Genomic DNA, 20,486 nt, shown 5'->3' with positions numbered 1-20,486 from the left:
ATGATTCATAAATTCAGTAGCTGCATAGCCTTAATTTTAATGGCAGGCTTTTATCCTTTACACGTTGCAGGCAGTAGTTTTAAGGATAGTAGCCGATTGGATTGGATACAAGTGTCTGAAGACAGCACCTGCTTTATAAATAAGGCATCTGCCAAAAAGTTTGTGGCATGGGGCGTAAATTATGATCATGACAGCCGCAAGCCCGGTCGCCTTATTGAGGATTATTGGATTAGTGAATGGGATACGGTAGTTGCCGATTTTAAAGAAATGAAGCAACTTGGCGCTAACGTGGTTCGTGTTCATTTACAATTACCTAAGTTTATGGACTCTGCCAATTCCACAAACCCCGAATCACTAAACCAATTGGCCCGGTTGATAAAGTTGGCGGAGAGTATTGGACTGTACCTTGATATTACAGGGCTTGCCTGTTACCGGAAAAATGATATCCCGGAATGGTACGTTAACTTAGATGATGCCGGACGCTGGCAAGTGCAGGCATATTTTTGGGAAGCCGTGGCGAAAGTTTGTAAGGACAGTCCTGCCGTATTTTGTTACGGCTTGATGAACGAACCACTGATACCAGCCAAAGGCGAGGCACATAAGGAATTGCTGGCCGGCGAGTTGGGCGGATTTTATTATAACCAACGCCTGGTGTTAAACATAGGTGAGCGGACGCAAAAGCAGGTTGCAAAAGAATGGATTGAAAAGATGGTTGCGGCAATACGCAGGCAGGACAGCCGGCACATGGTTACGCTGGGTGTAATACCGTTGGCGTTTTATTTCCCCGGTGCGCAACCGTTATTCTATGACCGCGATGTGTGCGCGAAACTTGATTTTGTGAGCGTACACTTTTATCCTAAACATAACGAGGTGGATAAAGCGTTAGCCGGCCTTAAATTGTATGATATAGGCAAACCACTGGTAATAGAAGAAATATTTGGGCTGGAGTGTACTGTAGAAGATGCAGACGCATTTATTGAAGGCGGGAAAAGTTTTGCCGACGGCTGGATTAGTTTTTACTGGGGTAAAACCATAGAAGAGTTGGCTTCCACCGGCAAATTTGGTGATACCTGGGTGAGTAACTGGTTTAAATATTTTAAAAATAAATCTGTTGATATCCTTCAAACCTCCAAATAGATGAATTTGCGTTTTCTGATTTTATTTGTGTTGACCGTTTTTGTTGTTGACACAGCGAGTGCCCATATATATAACCGGCCCATGCCCGACAGTAGCTTTAAAGTGGCCAGTCCATTTCAGTCTAATATGGTGGTGCAGCAGGGCAAGCCTTTTACATTGTGGGGTGAGGCCCGCTACGGACAAAAAGTAGTTATCAAAGCATCATGGGCAAATAGTGCAGTTACAGTTAAGGTTAATAAAAGTGGTTATTGGCGTGGGCAAATAGCGGTGCCAAAAGCCATTTCTGGCGATTTTACTCCGCACACCCTAACGCTTTATTGCAACGGCACCACTATAGCACTTAATAACTTGGCAATAGGCGAAGTGTGGTTTGCTGCGGGCCAGTCAAATATGCGATATAAAATGATTGGCAGCAAAGGGGATGTGGATGGGGTAGTGGATTATGAAACTGAGATACCCCTCGCAAACTGTCCCAATATCAGGCTGTTAACGGTAGCGATGGATTTTAAAGCCCGCCCGCACAGTACCTTTAGCGGCAACTGGGTAGTGTGCACGCCGGAGACAGTAAAAGAATTTAGTGGCGTGGGATATTACTTTGCCCGCGAAATTCAAAGCAAACTTAATGTGCCTGTCGGTATAATATTATCTGCTGTTGGCGCATCGTCTATTCAGGCCTGGACAAGGCGGGAAACACTTGCAGCCGACACAGCTGACGAACATCTTAAGCGTTATGATGCGGATGCTAAATCTAAGTTGCCTCTTACACCTGATTTTACTTTTGAAAAGGTAGTACGTCCGACGTTGCTATACAATGCTATGGTGCATCCCATAGCCGGCTTTAGTTTACGTGGGTTTTTATGGTATCAGGGTGAAACTAACAGGTGGGAGGGAAAAAAATATACCCGGTCGCTCTCCCGTATGATACAATCATGGCGGGATGAATTCGGGCAAGGTTCGCTGCCTTTTTATTATGTGCAGGTTGCACCTTATTTAGACAGGCGTGAAGACCTGGTTAACGATTACTACGCCATCTTTCGCGAAGCCCAGGCAGAGGTACGTGCAACGGAGAATACAGAAATGGCTATAACCCTGGACAGCGAGGATCCTAAAAATATTCATCCGCGCGAAAAAAAGCCGGTAGGCCTCCGTTTAGCACGTATAGCGCTTAACAAAACATATCAAATAGTTACGCCCTACTTGGGTCCGCAGGTAAGTGACATAACTGTTGAGGGTAGCTCACTAAGGCTAATATATAACAAAAGTACGCTGGCAGGCGGATTAGCCACCACAGATAATAAACCCCCTGCAAATTTTTTTATAGCCGGTAGCGATAAGGTATTTTACGCCGCGAATGCTGTAATTGCAGGTGATGACATTATATTGCAGGCAGGTAGTGTACAAAAGCCGTTATACCTACGCTACGCCTTTACCAGTTCGGTAGTTACTAACTTAACCAACAAGGCAGGTTTGCCTGCCGAGCAGTTCAGGAATGATGAATAGGTTAATACAGTCAATGCTAGTCAATAATAAAAACAATAAATAACTTACAATGAGTTTTCAAGACCAGATTAAATCACTGTTTGTAGAAGAAGCCCGTATACCGGAGGACTTCAGGATAGATGAGATACACCAGCGCGAGTATTTGTGCAACGGTGAAATGCGTAAATGGGACGGGCCGGTAAGCGAAGTATATTCGCCGGTTTGTATCCCTACAAGCGAAGGGTTAAAACGAAAGCTTATCGGCACGTACCCTTTGTGCACAGAGAAGGAAGCCAGCGAAGCTTTAGAGGCAGCTGTGGCGGCCTATAACAACGGGCGTGGCGAATGGCCAACGATGAGCGTTGACCAGCGTATAAAAAGCCTGGAGACATTTATCGGCAAGATGGGCGAGCAGCGCTCATTGATTGTAAAGCTGATCATGTGGGAGATAGGCAAATCGCAGGGCGATGCGGCCAAGGAGTTTGACCGTACGGTAGAGTACATGTTAGCCACCATCGAAGCCTTAAAAGACATCGACCGTCAGGGTTCGCGCTTTGAGATAGAAGAAGGCGTGGTAGCCCAGGTACGGCGTTCACCTTTAGGGGTAGTGCTTTGCATGGGCCCGTTCAATTACCCGTTAAACGAAACCTTCACCACGCTGATACCTGCCCTTATCATGGGCAATACCATACTGTTTAAACCACCGAAACACGGTTCGTTATTACATTACCCGTTGTTAAAAGCGTTCCAGGAATCATTCCCTAAAGGTGTGGTCAACACGGTTTATGGTCGTGGTGCGGTAGTAACGCCCGGGCTGATGGCAAGTGGTAAAATAGATGTGCTGGCTTTTATCGGCAGCAGTAAGGTAGCCAATGACCTGAAAAAGCGTCACCCTAAAGTTAACCGCTTACGCGCCGTTTTGAGTTTAGATGCTAAAAATGCGGCTATCATTACTAAAAATGCCGATCTGAAGCTGGCGGTAAGTGAATGTATACTGGGTTCGCTGTCATTTAACGGGCAGCGTTGCACAGCTATCAAGATCATTTACGTACACAAGGACGTGGCAGATGAATTTTTAAAGCTGCTTAGCGAAGCCATACCGAAACTTACCCTGGGAATGCCATGGGATAAAGACGTAAAGCTAACCCCGCTGCCCGAGCCGCATAAGCCCGACTACCTGAAAGAAGTTATAGAAGACGCAAAAGCTAACGGCGCGTCGGTGATCAATGAAAACGGCGGCGTAAGCGAAGCATCGTTTGTATACCCGGCAATAGTATACCCGGTAAACGAAAAGATGAAGCTATACCGCGAGGAGCAGTTTGGGCCTGTTATACCTGTTGTTCCGTTTGAATCAATAGAGGAGCCGATCAACTGGCAGATCAATTCGCCGCACGGCCAGCAGGTAAGCATATTTAGTAATGACGCCAAAGAGATATCAGCGCTGATAGACCCAATGGTAAGCCTGGTAAGCCGTGTAAACGTAAATGCCCAATGTCAGCGTGGTCCGGATGTGTTCCCGTTCACAGGCCGTAAAGATAGTGCCGAGGGTACGCTCTCTGTTCACGATGCGCTGCGCTCGTTCTCTATACGCTCATTGGTAGCTACAAAGCTAAACGAGTCGAACAAACAACTGCTGAATACCATAGTAGACGAAAATGACTCAAACTTCCTGAGCACCAAGTTTATTTTATAATAAATAACTACCACGTTAAGGAGCCGTCTCATGAGCATATCGTGAGGCGGTTTTTTTATTTCCAAAGTAAACCTACAGTGAAGTATTAAGCTAAACGTGTTTGGGCGAAGTCAAAGATGCTCGTTAGCACAATTATGTTGCCTTTCTCAACGCTGCTTATGGCCGTTAAATATTACAAATGCTCCAAAAGCACGAAGAGGCTGTCTCACCGCGAGACAGCCTCTTTGTGCTAACAACAAAAATCAGGCTATTTTTCAACGGCAGCCTTAATGCTTACCGGGCCAAGCAGCCCCGCGGGTATAAGCGGAGCATCCTTGTTGTAAAATCTCCAGGTAGAAAAAGTATATCTACCTGTGGCCGGACGCTCGGCACCGCGTACAAGCCAATCCGGGAGGTCCTTTAACCTGTGCGAGCCTACACTTTTATCGTAGCTCCCCTTGCGTTCACCCGGCGGGTTCCAGGCTACCAACTCAGCGTCGTCGGGTTTTTGTTCGTCGCCCACCAGTCTGTTTGCCCATGTATTAACTACTTGTATGGTTAGTTTGTTGCCCCTGCTTTTTAAAATGCCCGGAGGTATAATGGCGTGCCATGGCGCGCACCATATTACACCCAGGTCTTTCCCGTTAAGGTTTACACGGGCTATGTTTTGTACTTCACCTAAATCGATATATAGGTTTTTGTTTTTTAGTACTACTGCATCTACGTCAAAAGTTTTAGCATATACAGCTGTACCGCTGTAATATTTCACGCCCTCTTCGGGGTGTTTGCTCCAATCCTGCAGGGTGTCAAATTTTATTTTTGCCGGCCCGCCCCATTTTGGGTCAAATGCAACCTCCCAGCCTCCTTTTAAAACTGCAACTGTACTGCGTTTGTTTGCAGTAAGGTTAGTTGAAAGCTGGGCACTAGCTGCCTTTTTAAATATGATAAAAAATGATTGGCGAGGTTCAAAATGTACCGGAACCAGGGTGCGTCCGTCTTTTTGCTGTGCATTGGTAACCGCCAGTGTAGCACCGCTTGTGGCATCCCATTGTTCAGCAAATTTGCCCGCCACTCTAAAATCAGCGGTTACATCAACCGGGTTATCACTGGAGTTGCAGATAAAATAGATATCAGTATCACCATCACGACGGTGTACAAAATCAAACCTGTTGCCGGTATCCTTTTTAGCGGTAGTAAAGCGCACATCCGGACTTGTTATTTTATCCATTGCTCCGGCAACGTCACCTGTGTTAATAACCCGCCCTTTGCCCAGGTTGCGTTCATTCGCAGAATTTTCGTTTCCCCATATCTCATTTACAAGCGCGCCGACTTCGCTGTCACAAGCGGGGTAGTTCTGCAAACTAGGCGACCTTGACGGTGGTCGCCCGCCAATAAGGGTTGCACCTTCTTTTACCAGTTCAAGTATGCGACGCAAAGCTTCAGGTTTATAAGCTGTCCATGGCGCAAGTGCCAGCGCTGCAAATTCGCCCCCACCCTTTACTACTATGCGGCCATTGACTACCGAAATTCGTGAAAAAAGTGACTCGTCGTTTAATACCACCTGTCTGTATACGCCTGAGTTAACTGCCGGGCCGGATACGCTTTGAATGCTTGATGGATATGATAACAGGTCATTTACCGGGCGTCCCTGACGTAGCAGATATTGGCACCGCGCCAAATAGGTATGCCATGGTAGTGAGTATGGCCACCAGGTGGCGTGCCGGGTTATCTGTGTGCCCCAAAAGCCCATGCTTACCCCGGGCTGGTACCGGTCATCAAACGGATTATGGGTAAAGCCATGAAAATATACCTGGTTAATTCCACGGCAAAAAGCTATATCGCCCCAGGGTTTTAAAAAGTAGGGGTCGTTTCGCCAGGCACTGTTAAATGATTCAGCTGTAAATGATTCGGCCCAGACAACAGGCAGACCATATAGTGCGGCTATGTCAGGCGCAGCGCCAATTAAATAAGCCGGATTAGCAGATGATGTATTAGGTGCTACCCAAAACTCGCATCCCGGCATAGTTGATTTTGACCCGGTTGTCCTCCAGTCCTGCGGCATGCCCCAATATGGCTCTGTCATCCAGGTTAAGCCATTAACATCAGCCAACCGGCGCAATTCGCTGTAGAAACGCTCAGTGTGCAGTTCTGTAATTGTTTGCTGCATGTCGAGGCGGAAACGGGCAGTTAGGTCGGCATTGTTTATTACCAATTTTTCATTAGTCCACGCCGGAAGCCACGTAAGACAATCATAACCGCGGCGGCGTTTAAACTGTTCCCGGAAATCGTCGGTGATGTCCTGGTACCCGCCTTCGTAGCTATCCGTTTCAAATGCTTTAAATGAACGGTAGCCTTTGGCTTTTGCTTCGCGCAAAATGCGCCCAACCATTCCGTCAAACACTATCTGTACTGCTTTTGGGTTCATACGGTCACTTTCCAGGCCTGTGCCTTCGGGTGGGGCAGGGTGGTTTTGGCCGTTTTCAGATGCAATGCCGAGTCGTACAATTTTCCACTTGCCTTTCGGCGCGTTCCATTTCAGTCTGCTCTCAGCGTTAAAGTTTTTACTTATGTCAATAATATCCCTTGCGGCAATTAAGGTGTCATCAGGGATGGCTACAACTGCAAAATCTTTATAGTAAGCCGGATCTTCTGGTTTAACATATTCAGCTTTTATACCAATTAATTTTGGTGGCGGTGGCAATAGCTTGTCAACCTTGGCCGGCCCTGTTACGGTTAATTCTGTAGCCTGTAACTTTTTTAAACCAAACTCTGGAGTTACCCAGGGGCCGCCCGCATGGCTCCAACCAGGCGAAATGAATATGGAAAAGCTAAGTCCCAAACGATCGCACTCCCCAATGGCAAAATTTACCAGGTTAAACCACTCATCGCTCAGGCATTTTACTTTTCCTTTGTAATCGCCGAAAGTAACGGCTACCCCGTCAGTAGCCTGGTCGGGCATTTGCATAACAAGAACACCGCTTATGCCCTGTGCAGCAAGGGCTTCCAAATCTTTAGTTATGCCTTCCCGGCTAATCAATCCTCCCATCCAATCCCAAAATACTTGCGGGCGCGAGGCTTTTGGTGGTGCAGCAAAGCCGCGTGCCAGCGTGTCGTCACTTTGCAATGCTTTATTTTGCGCAGTATTACGAAATGTAATGGTAAAAGAGCAAAACGCTATTACCAGGGGTATCACCAGGCCAAGCGCCAAATGTTTTCTTCTCATGTCAATAAAAAATTATAGGTTTAATTAAACTTGGCATTCAATCGTTCACACCTTGCCCTATATTTAGTTGTATGACGAAATGAAGCCAATGCAATTTAAGTTAAATTTGTCAAATATGTGCAGTATTTATTCAAATATTCATCTTTTTAATCAAAATAAAATCATATAATAATCAAAAAAGAAGATTCTTACACATCGGGCGGGATCCCTTAATTTATCTTAAATGGCGTAACAGGACAAGTCGTTGGATGGATGTTTCCATCATCCTCAGTTAGTAGCATGTTGGCACCTGTGTTAGTGCCTATACATCCGGTATGCTTATTATCAATTATTCAGGCAGAGTAACCCTTATAAATTTGGGCACACATATATCTACGTTCTTATATGATTTAAAAATATCGCCTGCAACAGAGTACCCTATAAGCAGCCTGTTGCCTTCCATAAATTGAGGGTGCCCAATTGCCAGGTATGAGTTGTCGGCATCGGTAGTTGTATACAATTTTACTTCATCGGTATACGGCCCCTCGGGTTTGTCAGCCCTGAACATCAATATATCGTTTGAGAAAAAGTTGCGGTGTATAATCATATAATATCTGCCGTTCCGGTTTATCAATGTAGGCGCCGAACTGATGTGCGTTGCCATTTTAATTGTAGTAGCGCTGCTCATATCTTTAACCCAGCCTTTATCACCCGCAAAAAACTCCCAGGTATCTTTGGCTTTGCCAGCCGCTGCCCGCGCTATATATAAATAGTTGTTCCAGCCGTTGCCCTTTTGTCCAAACATATAATTGTAGTTGCCATCGCTAAAGCAGCGGTCGCCATAACTAATTCCGTTACGGTATGGTATATCCAGCATTTTAATATATCTCATATCTGGCAGGCTTAATACAGCCATCTTATCGGCATGATGCGCCAACTCGTCCCTGCCGTTCACCTTTACTTTTTCAAGTTCCATCAGGGTCAGGTAAAGCTCATTGCCATCAACAAAGCCGTGCCTTGCCCAATAAAAGCGCTTGGGATTATCGGGCACAAACAGGGCAGTGGGCTTATCAGATGTTCCGCCGTGATGGGTTGTAAACTCACTGCCTTGCTGTATCATCATCACGTTGTTTATAAACCATGTTTTGTTATTCACACGTGTACGGTCGGGGTTTACCTCGCCTACAAATGAATCGCCGAACATCCATACCGTGCGTCCATCCGGAAGTAAAATTGACTGTGCCCCGTCGCCGCTGTTCCACCCATTATAGCGGGTAAAATAGCCTTGAAATACAGAGTCGGGCTTTACATCAGGTTTATAACTTGCAAGGTTTGGTTTCGGGTATATTTTCACCTGAACCTGCCATTTTTGAGTTGCGCCAGATTCCGCCGTTACCGTGTATGTTATAACGCTGTCAGGTAATAAATTAACTTGCTGGCCGGATGCCGGGGATATGCTGGCTTTGTCGGCTACGCGTATTTCTGGCTTAATAGTAGTCAGGTCTGTTCCTTGTTTTACAAAAATCCGTATAGTTGCGGAGTCGGCATTTAAAACTGCTTCGCCTACCTGGCTGTTGTTAATGGTAAATGACAAAATGTTGTTGCCGGCGCTTTTTGCGGGGTTTTCATTCCTTTTTTTACAGCTTGCTATAGTGATGGATAAACATGCTAACGCTATAATATATTTGCTCATATTTATGCAAAAGTCTCTAATAATACATCTTATAATCATATACAACGACTTTTTTAGGGCGGCAGTCCCTGCTTAACACCCTAAAAATTAATCTAAAACTTAGTAGCCTTTAGGGCTTGTTAAAATTAGGATTCAATTCAAACATAAATATTTTATACCATTCACGCTGTATAGCTGGTCCCATGCCACTTTGCTTTTCAAGATCTTCGATGGTTTCACCGTGGTAGTGCGCCATATAACCTACCGTTAAACCATCGTTTTGTGTGGTATTAATAAATAACCTCATATTATCGTAACCGGCTTCCCAGCTTGTTTCTTCAACAACTAAAGGTTTGTCAGATTGGCTTGATTTTATAATATTTAATGACTGGGTAATTGTGTTGGACTTTGGATAGATGTGAATGCTGTTGTAATCAAGCAGATCGTTAAAATACGAAATCTTTCCTAACCCTATAAACCCAACTGTTACAAGGGTGCGGTTATCCTCTTCGCGTATGGCGCTTTTAAGCTTGCTTATCCATGCGCTTGTAATGGCAGTCCATGACCGGCCTGCTGGTTGCCGCGTTATATGCTGTACATAATAATATAATCCACCAAAAGCTTCTCCCGGTAACCATATAGTTGTTGCAGATGTAGGCGTAACGGGTTCATTAATTAAATTATAACAGAATACATTATTGTTGCCCTTAGCTACCCGTGCCACAGCTTTCCAAAACAATGCCTGTGTTGCCCAGCGTCCGGCTTCGTCAAGGTTTGTATACCATGCCGGATCTTCATTGAGGTAGCTGCATAACCCGGTTATATCCAGGTACAGGCCAATAGTAGCCGTAAAATCTATTAACTCTTTAAGCCGTTTTAATGATTGCAGGTTGGGTGTATTAACACCGGTCATGAAGTTTTTATATTGCAGGTGAATTCGTACTATGTTCAGCCCCATAGCCTTCATTTCTCTGAAATCTTGTTTAATGATCTGCCAGTCGGTTTCGTCATACCATTCATTATCCATTAATAAAAAAGTTTTGCCGTTGGTATAATTTACACCCCACGGAATAAATTTTTTGCCCTCCGAGTCGACGAAACCCGTGCCCTGCACAGCGACGGCGGGAAGGTTGTAAGGCTGCTCAATCACTGTAGCTGTACAATTTATTTGCTTCCCCTGGTATAAGCCGGGTACACTGAACTTGCCTATTACAGATACGGGCGAGGTTAGCCTGTATATTTTTCGCGTTACCCTCGTACCTGTTTGCAGGGTGAGTTTTTTTATTTCTTTGGTGCCACCGGCACTTAATTCACCCACAAGTTGCAGCTGCGCCGGAAGTTGTAAGGCAGTTAATGGCTGAGCATCAGTGCTTACCCAAAAGGTAAATTCATAGTTAAAGTTATTAGCGCCGGCATTGTCTAACTTCCTTATGCTGGCATGTACCGTATAGCCGTGAACTGCATTTTCTTTTAATGAATTTTCTGACGCGTTCTTTAGCGTTTCTTTTTTACAACTGGTAAACACTACAGCTAGTGCGACAATTAGGAAGGGGATTGTTTTCAGTCTCATTTCAATATTTTTATAATTGGTTTGTTTATTATAGGCCGGCCGGATGCCTAAACGCTAAAATAGGTTTATATTATCAGCAGACCGTCCCTCTCTGTCCTCGCAAAAGAATTACGCGCCGGAAACTCATAATTTAATCATAATAAATGCAAGTATCGAAAATTATTTTAAAAAAAATTAGGATTTGACCGTAAAATGTCATTAATTGCCGAAAATTTAGTCATAAATAAATCATTATGATTGTAAATTGATTAAATATTAATAAAAAGCAGGATGCAACAGGACGCGTTCCTGAAAGCATAAAGATAAAATTGCCGTCTGGTTACATGGCCCAACCATGTTAAGGTCACCTAAAATTATAATATGAGAAAGATTTTTGTGTGTGTAAACACCTTACTATTGCTTATTTTATTTGCTTCTTGTAAAAAGAGTAATTTTTTTGATACAGGCGTAGTATCCGAGTTGGATGAAACGGCGGTATTTGCGGACAGCGCCCGCACAATGTCTTTTTTAACCAATATTTACACGCAGATAGGTTTTAGTTTCAATCCTGTACAATTCGGCAACGCGGGTCTTGAGTCAGCCTGCGACGAAGCCGAAGGATTCAGCAATGGTGGCGGCGAAACCTTCAGGCAGTTTGCCACAGGTGTTGTAAATGCAGCAAATACCACCCCTTCGCCATGGTTAACCTGTTACAAAAACATACGCGCGGCTAATTTATTTTTAAAGAAATTGCCCGGCGTAAACATGGACGCTACCGTAAAATCACGCGCTAAGGGCGAGGCTCGTTTTTTGCGCGCGTGGTACTACTCCATATTACTAAAACACTATGGCGGCGTGCCAATAGTAGGCGATACGGTATTTAAGGCTGATGACAATGTTGACCTCGCGCGAAATACTTATGCCGAATGTGTTAATTATATTTTGGCCGAATGTGACGCTGCGGCTACGTATTTACCTCCCACCCGTGATGCCGCTTTCCTGTCAAGGGTAACAATAGGAGCATGCCAGGCTTTAAAGGCACGGGTTTTACTGTACGCAGCAAGCCCGTTATTTAACGAAGGGAATATTGGCGGCGAACTTACCGGCTTTACTACCATTGACCCAAACCGCTGGAAGCGTGCTGCCAATGCTGCGGCACAGGTGATACAAAGCGGAACTTACAGTTTGTTGCAAATTGATGCCCAAACAGACTCTGTTAGTAAAATACCGGGCCACGCATTTAAATATTTATTTACTATAGCCGGCGGCGCTTCGCCAAATTTTGAATTCATTTTTTTTAAGGCAGGTGTTCCGGGTACCCAGGAATTTGAAAACTTATGGCTGCCACCCTCGCGCGGGGCCACGCGGCATGCCTGGCCTTATCATGAAATGGCTGAAGCGTTCGGGATGAATAATGGCTTAGCCATAACAGATCCCAGCTCAGGTTATGATCCAAAAAATCCTTATAAAAATCGTGATCCGCGATTTGATAACAGTATTTTATACAACGGACAACGAATTTACAGGATGTTTGATGCCTCCAATTTTGGTTACGACCCGGTTTATACGTATGCCGACGCTCCCTCCGGAGATGGTTATGGCAAAGGCACACCTACAGGCTACTATATAAATAAAATGCTTGATGACAGGCAGGTTCCTAACAACCCGTACTGGGGTACATTGCACGATTATGCACTTATAAGATACGCCGAGATACTGCTAAATTTTGCGGAGGCCAAAAATGAATATGATGGCCCTGGAGGCTTTAATGATAGTGTTTACCATTGTTTGCGGCTTATAAGGCAACGCGCGGGCATCTTGCCGGGCGCCGATAGCAGCTACGGCGTTAAACCTGGCTTAAGCCAGCAGCAAATGCGCGAAGTAATCAGACAAGAAAGGCGGGTGGAACTAGCATTTGAGTCGCATCGTTTTTGGGATGTACGGCGCTGGAAGATTGCTGAACAAACTGAGAATAAGATGATGCATGCCATGAAAATAACTAAGCAGGCCAATAGTAACTACACCTATGAGCGGGTGCCGCTTATAAAACACTCGTTTAACACTGCTATGTATTTTTGGCCCCTCCCGCTTAGCGAGTTGGCGAAATCCCGAAAGCTAAGGCAAAACCCTGGTTATTAACTAAAATCCTTATGTCAATGATAAATAATATACTTCTTAAAGCATTGGTGTGCATTAGCATCATCATCATAATGACTGGCGTTATGACTTCGTGCAAAACGGAAAGACTAAAAATACAACCCGAGAGTGTTAAAGATATAACAGGCACCTGGAAAGTAGTAAAGGCTGTGCGCAATGGTTCTGCCATTTTTAATGCAGATGGTTTAAATGTGAATTACGGTGTTGACTATGCCGGTTTTAGGGTAAATTTTAATAGTGATAAAACCTTTAAACTCAGCAACAACATTCCATTTGTGCAAAATAGCAATGGGACATTTAGCCTCGACAATCAGGACTATACCACATTGATAACTTTAAAAGGTGAAGGCGAAGTACCTGTAACGGCAAACTTTAACTATCCGTTCGCCGTTGGCAAACGCCAGTTAATAATAAACTTTAATTCGGGTTGTTTTCGTAACACCTACCAATACACGCTAGAAAAGACAACGGAATAATGATAGTATCAAAAATTAAGATCAAAGGAAAAAAACTTTACTTGCTGGCTGCTACAGTAATTATCGGGCTTGTTATACAAAGTTGTTTTGAACAGCCGGTGATTGTTGAAATGCCTGCGTCAGTTAAAGCCGGTGAAAATTTTACTATAAAAGTAAAAACCTCTCTTTTAGAAGTTACGGCGCCAAAAGCCGGCCAGCCACGGATGATCATCGGCTTTTTAGCGCCCAAAGCATGGGATATCCGCAAAAATGCTGTAATTACATACGAATCGGACTACGACGGGCTTGGAGTTACACAAACAATGACAATTGTGCCTGATGACCAGCGTGCCACAGTTGGGGCAGAATTTGTAGACGAATATGCTAACTTAAGTTGGCCTGAGGTGATGCTTAAAAGAAGCGGTTTGGGCGGCAATTTAAAGCCTGATGTAGAGTGGGTAGCGTTTTGGAGTAAACCTTACACTGTATTTAAGGGGATGATATCTAACCCAATTAACGTTACCATTAATGTTAAAGCGGGTCCGCAAAATACGCTTGTTAAACTTGGTGTTGTAGTGTCACTAACACTTAATACAATAACCGATGGTAACGTAAACCCCTACAAAAATGTATTTTCTGAATGCTTTGAAGTTACAAATGGCACCCGTCCGCTGGTTGACTTTTGTAACCCGCAACTGACGGCCACTGTACCTATACAGGGCACCGCGGATGATGTTATAACTATCGACTACGATCTGAATATACGTCCGGTGCCTCAATTGATTGGTACAAATGTTTACTTAAATGCCAGGGCGGTTACTGTTGATGATGTAAGGATAAACTCCACGAGCAGGCCGCTGTTTACGCGCTTTACTGATAAGACGGGACGTATTGAATTTTGGCCGCGCCAATTATTTAAACTAGGTAAGGGCACACAACTTAGTCATATTGAATATTTTTTAACAAATGCAGCTACTGCCACGCCGGGTGAACCTGCAGTTGGCCCAAACCCGAATGATCTTACTGAACCATTCTTTTACAAGATAGGCTGCGAATAGCACTTTAATTAATTTTTAAATGAAGATAAAATATAGATATTTATGGGTATTGCTGCTGGTAACAGGCTGCAGCAAATCCTCGCGTGTACCTTCTGGAGACAGCGGTAATTCTATTGACCCTGCGTACAGCAAAACCATGGTGGCGAATCCGATTGTGGAGGACAGCTACGGGCCTTCAGTTGCACAAAGCGATGGTAAGGTTTATTTTATGGATACAAAGGCGGGCCGGATTGTTCTTTACCAGGGTACCGGTGTATCTTACCTTAGGTTTGCATTTAAACGTACTGTTTATATCCCCGCAAATAACCAGGAAAACAGCAATAATATAAGGCCTTCCGAGCTTAAAAATATCGATGGCAAATGGTATATATACTATTCGGCCGATAACGGATTTGAAAAGAACCACCGGATGTTTGTATTGGAAAACAGTTCGGCAAATCCTTTGGAAGGTACGTGGGAGTCTAAGAAAATTTCGGGTGTTGAAGAGGTGTTTGCCGATGGCCCGAAGGTACTTGACCATAACGGCCTGCGATATTTAATATGGTCGGGATGGGAGAATGCCGACTCTTCAAATAAGGGTAAACAGCAGCTTTACATCTCAAAAATGACTAATCCTTATACTGTTGAGCCGGGACGGATAATGATTTCGTCCCCGGTGAACGATTGGGAGAAATATGTATACCAAACCGTGGTGGACAGCACAAGCATCACTAATATCGAAGCTAAAAACGAGTCGCCCGCAATTCTTAAAAGCTCGTCGGGCCGTGTTTTTGTTTCATTTTCGGCAAGCAGCTGTTCATCTGACAGCTATTGCATTGGCTTGTTATCGTTAAAAGCTGAAGGCAACCCGTTAAACATTACAGACTGGGTGAAAACGCCGGATCCCGTATTCAAAACCACACCTGCAAGTAACATTTATGGACCGGGCCGTAACAGTTTTTTTAAATCAAAGGATGGTACCGAAGACTGGATGGTTTACGATGCCAATTTGGTGCCAAATGCTATGTGTACAGACTCAAGAAACGTATGCATACAAAAAATAAAATGGCGGGATAACGGAACACCTGACTTTGGGGAGCCTTATGTTTCTAAAGTGCCTTTTTTAAAACCTTCAGGCGAGTAGAAGCTATAAATCGATCCTCACCTAACAACCGGCTACATATAATCCCTATCACGATTAAAATTAACCTAAGATATGCTTTCTTGCTACTTAAAAAATTATTTTACCGTTGCAGCTGTAACGTTCTTACTGCTGCAAATCAGCTACCAGTCACCCATATATGCAAAAACTCAGCATGCCCCTGCCGATACACTTACCGGCAAGGTTGTAGATGATTATGGTCATGCGTTGCAAGGTGTTAAAGTTGGTGTACAGGGCACAACGCTAACCGTTTATACGGCCGCCAATGGTGAGTTTAATATTGCGGCACCCGTTAAAAGCAAACTTTACTTCCATTACAAAGGGTACTTAGATGCAGAGAAGCTTATTACTGATACGGGGGCCATTTTAGTAAAACTCACCCCAAGCTATTTACAACAACCCGATACTGTTAATATTTTGTATGGGCGCACAAGAATTGATAATATAGTGGGCTCAATTTCTTCAATATATACAAACCAGGTAACCACCACACCTTCGCCGGTTTATTCTGTAGCTTTGGCAGGCAGATTGGCAGGTTTGTACACTGAACAGTATAGCGGTTGGCCGCAGGCCGATGCATCTTCTTTGCTAACATTTTTCTATATTTCCGTTCCTTCAAATACAGGCCGGGCGCCTGAACCTACGGATAATAAAGAGGTTAACCTGCAATTGCGCGGTCCGTTAAAACCCGTTACCATAGTGGATGGCGTACAGCGCGACCTTTTTTCGATAGATCCGGAGAATATAGAATCGATATCCGTTTTGAAAGATGGTTTATCTACAATTTTGCTTGGACAGCGAAGTTCAAACGGCGTTTTACTTATCACTACAAAAAAGGCCCGCGCAGGCTCGCCGCGCGTGTCGTTTACCGCGCAAACCGGTTTCCAAAACCCGCTAAAAATGCCTGAACCGCTATCTGCTTATGAGTATGCCTACCTGTATAATGAAGCACGAACCAACGAAGGTAAAACGGCGCAATACACCCCCGAAGACCTGCAGGCATACAAAGATGGGTCTAACCCATACCTGCATCCGGATGTAAACTGGTTCAAAACTATATTAAGAAGAAACGCGCCTATACGCCGGTATAATCTCAATGTTGGCGGCGGCGGAAACTTCGCAAGATATCATCTATCATTAGGTTATCTTGATCAGGATGGGATGTTTATTACATCGCCTGACAATACCTATAACACTAATAATAAATTAAAACGATACACCATAAGTTCAAGTGTTGAAATAACGCCGAACAAAAACTTTGAGGTAGCATTAAAATTTTTAGGCCGCATTCAGGATAGTAACGAACCCGGGAGCAATTTTTCAACATTATTAAGCGAGTTGTATACTACGCCCAATAATGCTTATCCGGTGTTCAATCCAAATAAATCTTTCGGCGGTAATTCTATTTACCAAACCAACCTTTACGCCCAAACGGTGAATTCGGGATACTTCCCCAAATATGCCAAGGATCTGGTAGTTGATCTTGAGTTAAACTATAAATTTGATCGCTGGGTGCCTGGTTTATATAGCAAAATTAAAGGTAATTTCTCTGTATTATCCTCAAATGCAGCAGCCCGTAACCGTACTAACGAGGTTTATAGGTACACTTTAAACAATAACGAGCCTACCTATACAAGATACGGACAAATTACAGATCCAAATAATGAGTTTCGCCTTACCGCGAGCGCTCAATATGTATATGCACAGGTAATGGCCGGCTATAACAAGCAATTTGGAGCACACAATATCAATGCATCCTTATTTGCCGATATGCGCAGCGTTACATTGAATTTCGAGCTACCGGGTACTTACCGTAATTATGCAGGCAAAATTGACTATAACTATAAAAACAAATATTTTGCCCAGGCAGCGGTAAATCGCAGTGGGTACGACAGATTTAAGCCGGGAATACAATTCGGCACATTTTACGGAGGCGGCCTGGGATGGAAAATATCAGAGGAAAATTTTATTAAAGAGCACATAAGTTGGATTAATTTATTAAAACTACGCACCACGTTTGCTAAAACAGGTAACGCGAATGTGGGGTACTTTATCTGGCGTAAGGGTTACGGAAGCCAGGACAGCCGCCTGTATTATTTTGGCGCCGGCTTAAATCCTGCGCAATACGATTATCTGTCTGAATTGGCGCTTACTAATGAAAATGCCACCTGGGAAAAGGCCAACAAATTTGATATAGGTGTCGACCTATCTATCCTTAATGATCGGTTACAGTTTACGGCTGATTATTACAACAACAAATTTTACGATTTAATGCAGGTACGCGGCAAAACCTCCGCCCTTATCGGCAACGTGTATAATACCGAAAATATAGGAATTAACCGCTACACCGGAATGGAGTTTACGGCTACATACAAAAACAAGCTTAATTCCTTTCATTATTTTGTAACAGGTAACGTGTCTTTTATGCAAAGCAGGGTATTGTTTATGGACGAAGTTATCCAACCTAACAGTTTTAATAAAAGAACAGGCCAGCCGGTTAACGCGCCTTTCGGATACCTGGCCGATGGCTTTTTTGCAACCCAGGAAGAAGCATCGTCGAGTCCGACAGTGAGCGGTTATACAGCTAAGGCCGGTGATATAAGGTTTAAAGACATAGGCGGCCCTGATACTAATCCTGACGGCAGCCCGAAACCTGATGGAGTGATTAACCAGTTTGATCAAACATTTTTAGGATCAAAAAAGCCCTTGTTGTTTTACGGAGTTACCATTGGGTTTAACTATAAAGGATTTGATTTAACCGCCCTGGTGCAGGGGGTAGGTAACCGCGTAATTATGACGGAGATGAACGCCTTATCTGTGGCGTTTTTAGGTAGCGGAACATATACGGGGCAGGCGTATAAACAACACTTAAACAGGTGGACCCCTGAAACAGCTTCTTCTGCCTCTTACCCACGTTTATCTGACGCTGCGACTATAAATAATAACGTACCATCGTCTTTTTGGATGCATTCGGGTAATTATTTCAGGCTTAAGAATATAGATGTAGGATATACTCTTCCTATCAGCTGGACATCAAAAATTAAAGTATCGAGCTTAAGGATATTTGCTAATGGTTTAAATCTGTTTACTGACCCGGGCTACGATATTTACGACCCTGAGCAAGCACAGAACGTTTTCAATTATCCTATCCAAAAGGTGTTTAACCTTGGCGTTAACATAAAATTATAAATTCAAAATGATGAGTGGCCATACAAAAATATTAATTGCTGCAATGGGGTTGGCAATTACGTCTGCCTCGTGTAAGCGGACGTTAGAAACAGTTCCGGTTGAGACATTGACCAAAGATTTTGTATTTGACGTGAAGGATTCGGCAGGCGTAAATGCGAGTAACTTTTTAACCAATTTGTACTATTACATGCCTAACGGCTTTAATCGAATAAGCGGAGATTTTTTAGATGCCGCCAGCGATGATGCCATATCCTCATCAGTAAGTAAAAGTGATGTAGAGTTGATGGTAACGGGCGGCCTTACACCATTCTTTAACCCTGATGATGCATTCACCTATTCGTCTGCTATAAATGCACCGGCATTTAGTAATTACTATGTACCTATACGCAAAGCTACCGAGTTTATAACGAGTATTGATAGGGTGCCCATGAATGCCAGACTTAATGATGGCACTAACAGGCTGGTTAGAAACGCCTGGAAAGCCGAGGCGCGTTTTTTAAGGGCTATATCGTATTTCGAACTGGTAAAAAGATACGGCGGGATGCCACTGCTGGGGGATAAGGTGTTTGAGTTAGGCGATGAAGTTGAATTTCCCAGGAATAGCTTTGATGAATGTATCAAATACATTGTAACAGAATGCGACACTGCGATAATGCATTTGCGGAAAGACCCTGTTGTGAATGCTGACTATGGACGCGTAACGCAGGGGGCCGCCATGGCCTTAAAAGCAAGGGTATTGTTATATGCAGCAAGCACGCTCTTCAACGGCGGAAACATCGATCCAGCCAACCCGCTCACGGGGTACACCAACTTTGATAAAGAACGGTGGAAACTTGCGGCAGATGCATCAAAAGCAATAATAGATTTAAAGGTTTTTTCGCTTGAACCTATGCTAAATAAATTGTTTTTAGACAGGAACAACGAAATTATACTTGCACATATCGGACAAAGCAGCAAGAGCCTTGAAATTGCTAACGGGCCCGTTGGTGTTGGTAAAGGTGTAGGACAGGGGCGAACAAGCCCGACACAGGAGCTTGTTGAAGCGTTCCCCATGATAAATGGGTTGCCTATTACTGACCCGGCTTCTAATTACGACGAAGCAAATCCGTACGGCCCCGGAATTGATTCATCTCAGCGGCGTGACCCGCGGCTGGATATGACCGTATTACACAATGGCTCGCGGTGGTTGAAAGCTTCGCTGGAAACTTTTAACGGCGGGCTAAGTAAGCCGGGCGGATCTGGCCAGCAAACCAAAACAGGCCATTACCTCCGTAAGTTTTTAGGCAACTTTGAGGAGAGTACAGAATATGCTACAAACCAGGTACATGCATTTGTAATATTCAGATACGGAGAAGTATTACTCAATTATGCTGAGGCGCTTAACGAATACGAGGGCCCTGTAAGGGAAGTATATCTTGCTTTAATTGAGTTAAGAAAGCGTGCGGGAATATTGCCCGGCAAGGGTGCATACGGTATAAAAACCGATATGACCCAGGATGAAATGCGCAAGTTTATTTACAATGAGCGCCGAATTGAAATGGCTTTTGAAGAGCACCGTTACTGGGATATTCGCCGCTGGAAGATAGCCGAAGAAGTGTATAATAAACCCTTGCAAGGGTATATTATACGAAGAGACCCATATACCGGCGCCTTCAGCTACTCAATTGAGCCCGTACTCACTACAACTTTTTCAGTGCCTAAGATGTACTTGTACCCGATTCCTTACAACGAACTTGTGAGGAATAGAAACATGAAACAAAACCCGGGTTGGTAAC

The 20,486-nt window shown here is 44.0% G+C and carries 12 protein-coding genes; 9 read left to right on the top strand and 3 right to left on the bottom strand.

From position 1 onward, the window contains the following. Genes DJ568_RS09280 through DJ568_RS09270 form a run of 3 tightly spaced genes read left to right on the top strand, consistent with a single transcriptional unit; the run spans window position 1 to window position 4,309 of the window. Window positions 1–1,137 (top strand): cellulase family glycosylhydrolase, encoded by a 1,137-nt coding sequence (locus DJ568_RS09280; protein WP_114004984.1) that lies wholly within the window; start codon window positions 1–3, stop codon window positions 1,135–1,137. Then, the gene (locus tag DJ568_RS09275; RefSeq protein ID WP_114004983.1) at window positions 1,138–2,637 is read left to right on the top strand and encodes a sialate O-acetylesterase; all 1,500 of its coding nucleotides are present in this window, start codon (window positions 1,138–1,140) and stop codon (window positions 2,635–2,637) included. 49 nt (window positions 2,638–2,686) lie between these two features. Continuing rightward, the gene (locus tag DJ568_RS09270) at window positions 2,687–4,309 is read left to right on the top strand and encodes an NADP-dependent glyceraldehyde-3-phosphate dehydrogenase (RefSeq protein ID WP_114004982.1); all 1,623 of its coding nucleotides are present in this window, start codon (window positions 2,687–2,689) and stop codon (window positions 4,307–4,309) included. A 247-nt stretch (window positions 4,310–4,556) separates the two neighbouring features. On the opposite strand, the gene DJ568_RS09265 is transcribed toward DJ568_RS09270, so the two are convergent. From DJ568_RS09265 to DJ568_RS09255, 3 genes are all read right to left on the bottom strand, one after another. Continuing rightward, on the bottom strand, window positions 4,557–7,511 hold the full coding sequence (locus DJ568_RS09265) for a glycosyl hydrolase (RefSeq protein ID WP_114004981.1): 2,955 nt from the start codon (window positions 7,509–7,511) through the stop codon (window positions 4,557–4,559). A 328-nt stretch (window positions 7,512–7,839) separates the two neighbouring features. After that, on the bottom strand, window positions 7,840–9,183 hold the full coding sequence (locus DJ568_RS09260; RefSeq protein WP_158534909.1) for a DUF5005 domain-containing protein: 1,344 nt from the start codon (window positions 9,181–9,183) through the stop codon (window positions 7,840–7,842). Between the two features lie 109 nt (window positions 9,184–9,292). Further along, the gene (locus DJ568_RS09255; RefSeq protein ID WP_114004979.1) at window positions 9,293–10,732 is read right to left on the bottom strand and encodes a cellulase family glycosylhydrolase; all 1,440 of its coding nucleotides are present in this window, start codon (window positions 10,730–10,732) and stop codon (window positions 9,293–9,295) included. A gap of 360 nt (window positions 10,733–11,092) precedes the next feature. Here DJ568_RS09255 and DJ568_RS09250 point away from each other — a divergent pair, with 360 nt between their 5' ends. The 6 genes from DJ568_RS09250 to DJ568_RS09225 all read left to right on the top strand — a co-directional run bounded on the left by DJ568_RS09250 (window position 11,093) and on the right by DJ568_RS09225 (window position 20,485). Next, window positions 11,093–12,850, top strand: a complete 1,758-nt coding sequence (locus DJ568_RS09250) for a RagB/SusD family nutrient uptake outer membrane protein (RefSeq protein ID WP_114004978.1) — start codon at window positions 11,093–11,095, stop codon at window positions 12,848–12,850. A 17-nt stretch (window positions 12,851–12,867) separates the two neighbouring features. Continuing rightward, a complete protein-coding gene (locus tag DJ568_RS09245) occupies window positions 12,868–13,344 on the top strand; it encodes a DUF5004 domain-containing protein (protein ID WP_158534908.1) in 477 nt (158 codons plus the stop codon). Beyond that, window positions 13,344–14,381 (top strand): DUF4961 domain-containing protein, encoded by a 1,038-nt coding sequence (locus DJ568_RS09240; RefSeq protein WP_114004976.1) that lies wholly within the window; start codon window positions 13,344–13,346, stop codon window positions 14,379–14,381. The genes DJ568_RS09245 and DJ568_RS09240 overlap by 1 nt, the downstream gene beginning before the upstream one ends. Window positions 14,382–14,400: 19 nt before the next feature. Continuing rightward, window positions 14,401–15,504 (top strand): glycoside hydrolase family 43 protein, encoded by a 1,104-nt coding sequence (locus DJ568_RS09235; protein ID WP_114004975.1) that lies wholly within the window; start codon window positions 14,401–14,403, stop codon window positions 15,502–15,504. Between the two features lie 72 nt (window positions 15,505–15,576). Then, the gene (locus DJ568_RS09230; protein WP_114004974.1) at window positions 15,577–18,711 is read left to right on the top strand and encodes a SusC/RagA family TonB-linked outer membrane protein; all 3,135 of its coding nucleotides are present in this window, start codon (window positions 15,577–15,579) and stop codon (window positions 18,709–18,711) included. Window positions 18,712–18,718: 7 nt separating this feature from the next. After that, window positions 18,719–20,485 (top strand): RagB/SusD family nutrient uptake outer membrane protein, encoded by a 1,767-nt coding sequence (locus tag DJ568_RS09225; RefSeq protein ID WP_233496664.1) that lies wholly within the window; start codon window positions 18,719–18,721, stop codon window positions 20,483–20,485. The last annotated feature ends 1 nt before the right edge of the window (window position 20,486 follow it).

Source organism: Mucilaginibacter hurinus (genome assembly GCF_003324525.1).
GTDB lineage: Bacteria > Bacteroidota > Bacteroidia > Sphingobacteriales > Sphingobacteriaceae > Mucilaginibacter > Mucilaginibacter hurinus.
Note: the sequence above shows the minus strand (reverse complement) of the source record. Positions and strands in the feature narration are given on the sequence as shown.

Excerpts from the sequence above, each read along its gene's own strand:
- DJ568_RS09280 (WP_114004984.1), top strand. The coding sequence starts at position 1 with ATGATTCATAAATTCAGTAGCTGCATAGCCTTAATTTTAATGGCAGGC.
- DJ568_RS09275 (WP_114004983.1), top strand. The coding sequence starts at position 1,138 with ATGAATTTGCGTTTTCTGATTTTATTTGTGTTGACCGTTTTTGTTGTT.
- DJ568_RS09270 (WP_114004982.1), top strand. The coding sequence starts at position 2,687 with ATGAGTTTTCAAGACCAGATTAAATCACTGTTTGTAGAAGAAGCCCGT.
- DJ568_RS09265 (WP_114004981.1), bottom strand. The coding sequence starts at position 7,511 with ATGAGAAGAAAACATTTGGCGCTTGGCCTGGTGATACCCCTGGTAATA.
- DJ568_RS09260 (WP_158534909.1), bottom strand. The coding sequence starts at position 9,183 with ATGAGCAAATATATTATAGCGTTAGCATGTTTATCCATCACTATAGCA.
- DJ568_RS09255 (WP_114004979.1), bottom strand. The coding sequence starts at position 10,732 with ATGAGACTGAAAACAATCCCCTTCCTAATTGTCGCACTAGCTGTAGTG.
- DJ568_RS09250 (WP_114004978.1), top strand. The coding sequence starts at position 11,093 with ATGAGAAAGATTTTTGTGTGTGTAAACACCTTACTATTGCTTATTTTA.
- DJ568_RS09245 (WP_158534908.1), top strand. The coding sequence starts at position 12,868 with ATGATAAATAATATACTTCTTAAAGCATTGGTGTGCATTAGCATCATC.
- DJ568_RS09240 (WP_114004976.1), top strand. The coding sequence starts at position 13,344 with ATGATAGTATCAAAAATTAAGATCAAAGGAAAAAAACTTTACTTGCTG.
- DJ568_RS09235 (WP_114004975.1), top strand. The coding sequence starts at position 14,401 with ATGAAGATAAAATATAGATATTTATGGGTATTGCTGCTGGTAACAGGC.
- DJ568_RS09230 (WP_114004974.1), top strand. The coding sequence starts at position 15,577 with ATGCTTTCTTGCTACTTAAAAAATTATTTTACCGTTGCAGCTGTAACG.
- DJ568_RS09225 (WP_233496664.1), top strand. The coding sequence starts at position 18,719 with ATGATGAGTGGCCATACAAAAATATTAATTGCTGCAATGGGGTTGGCA.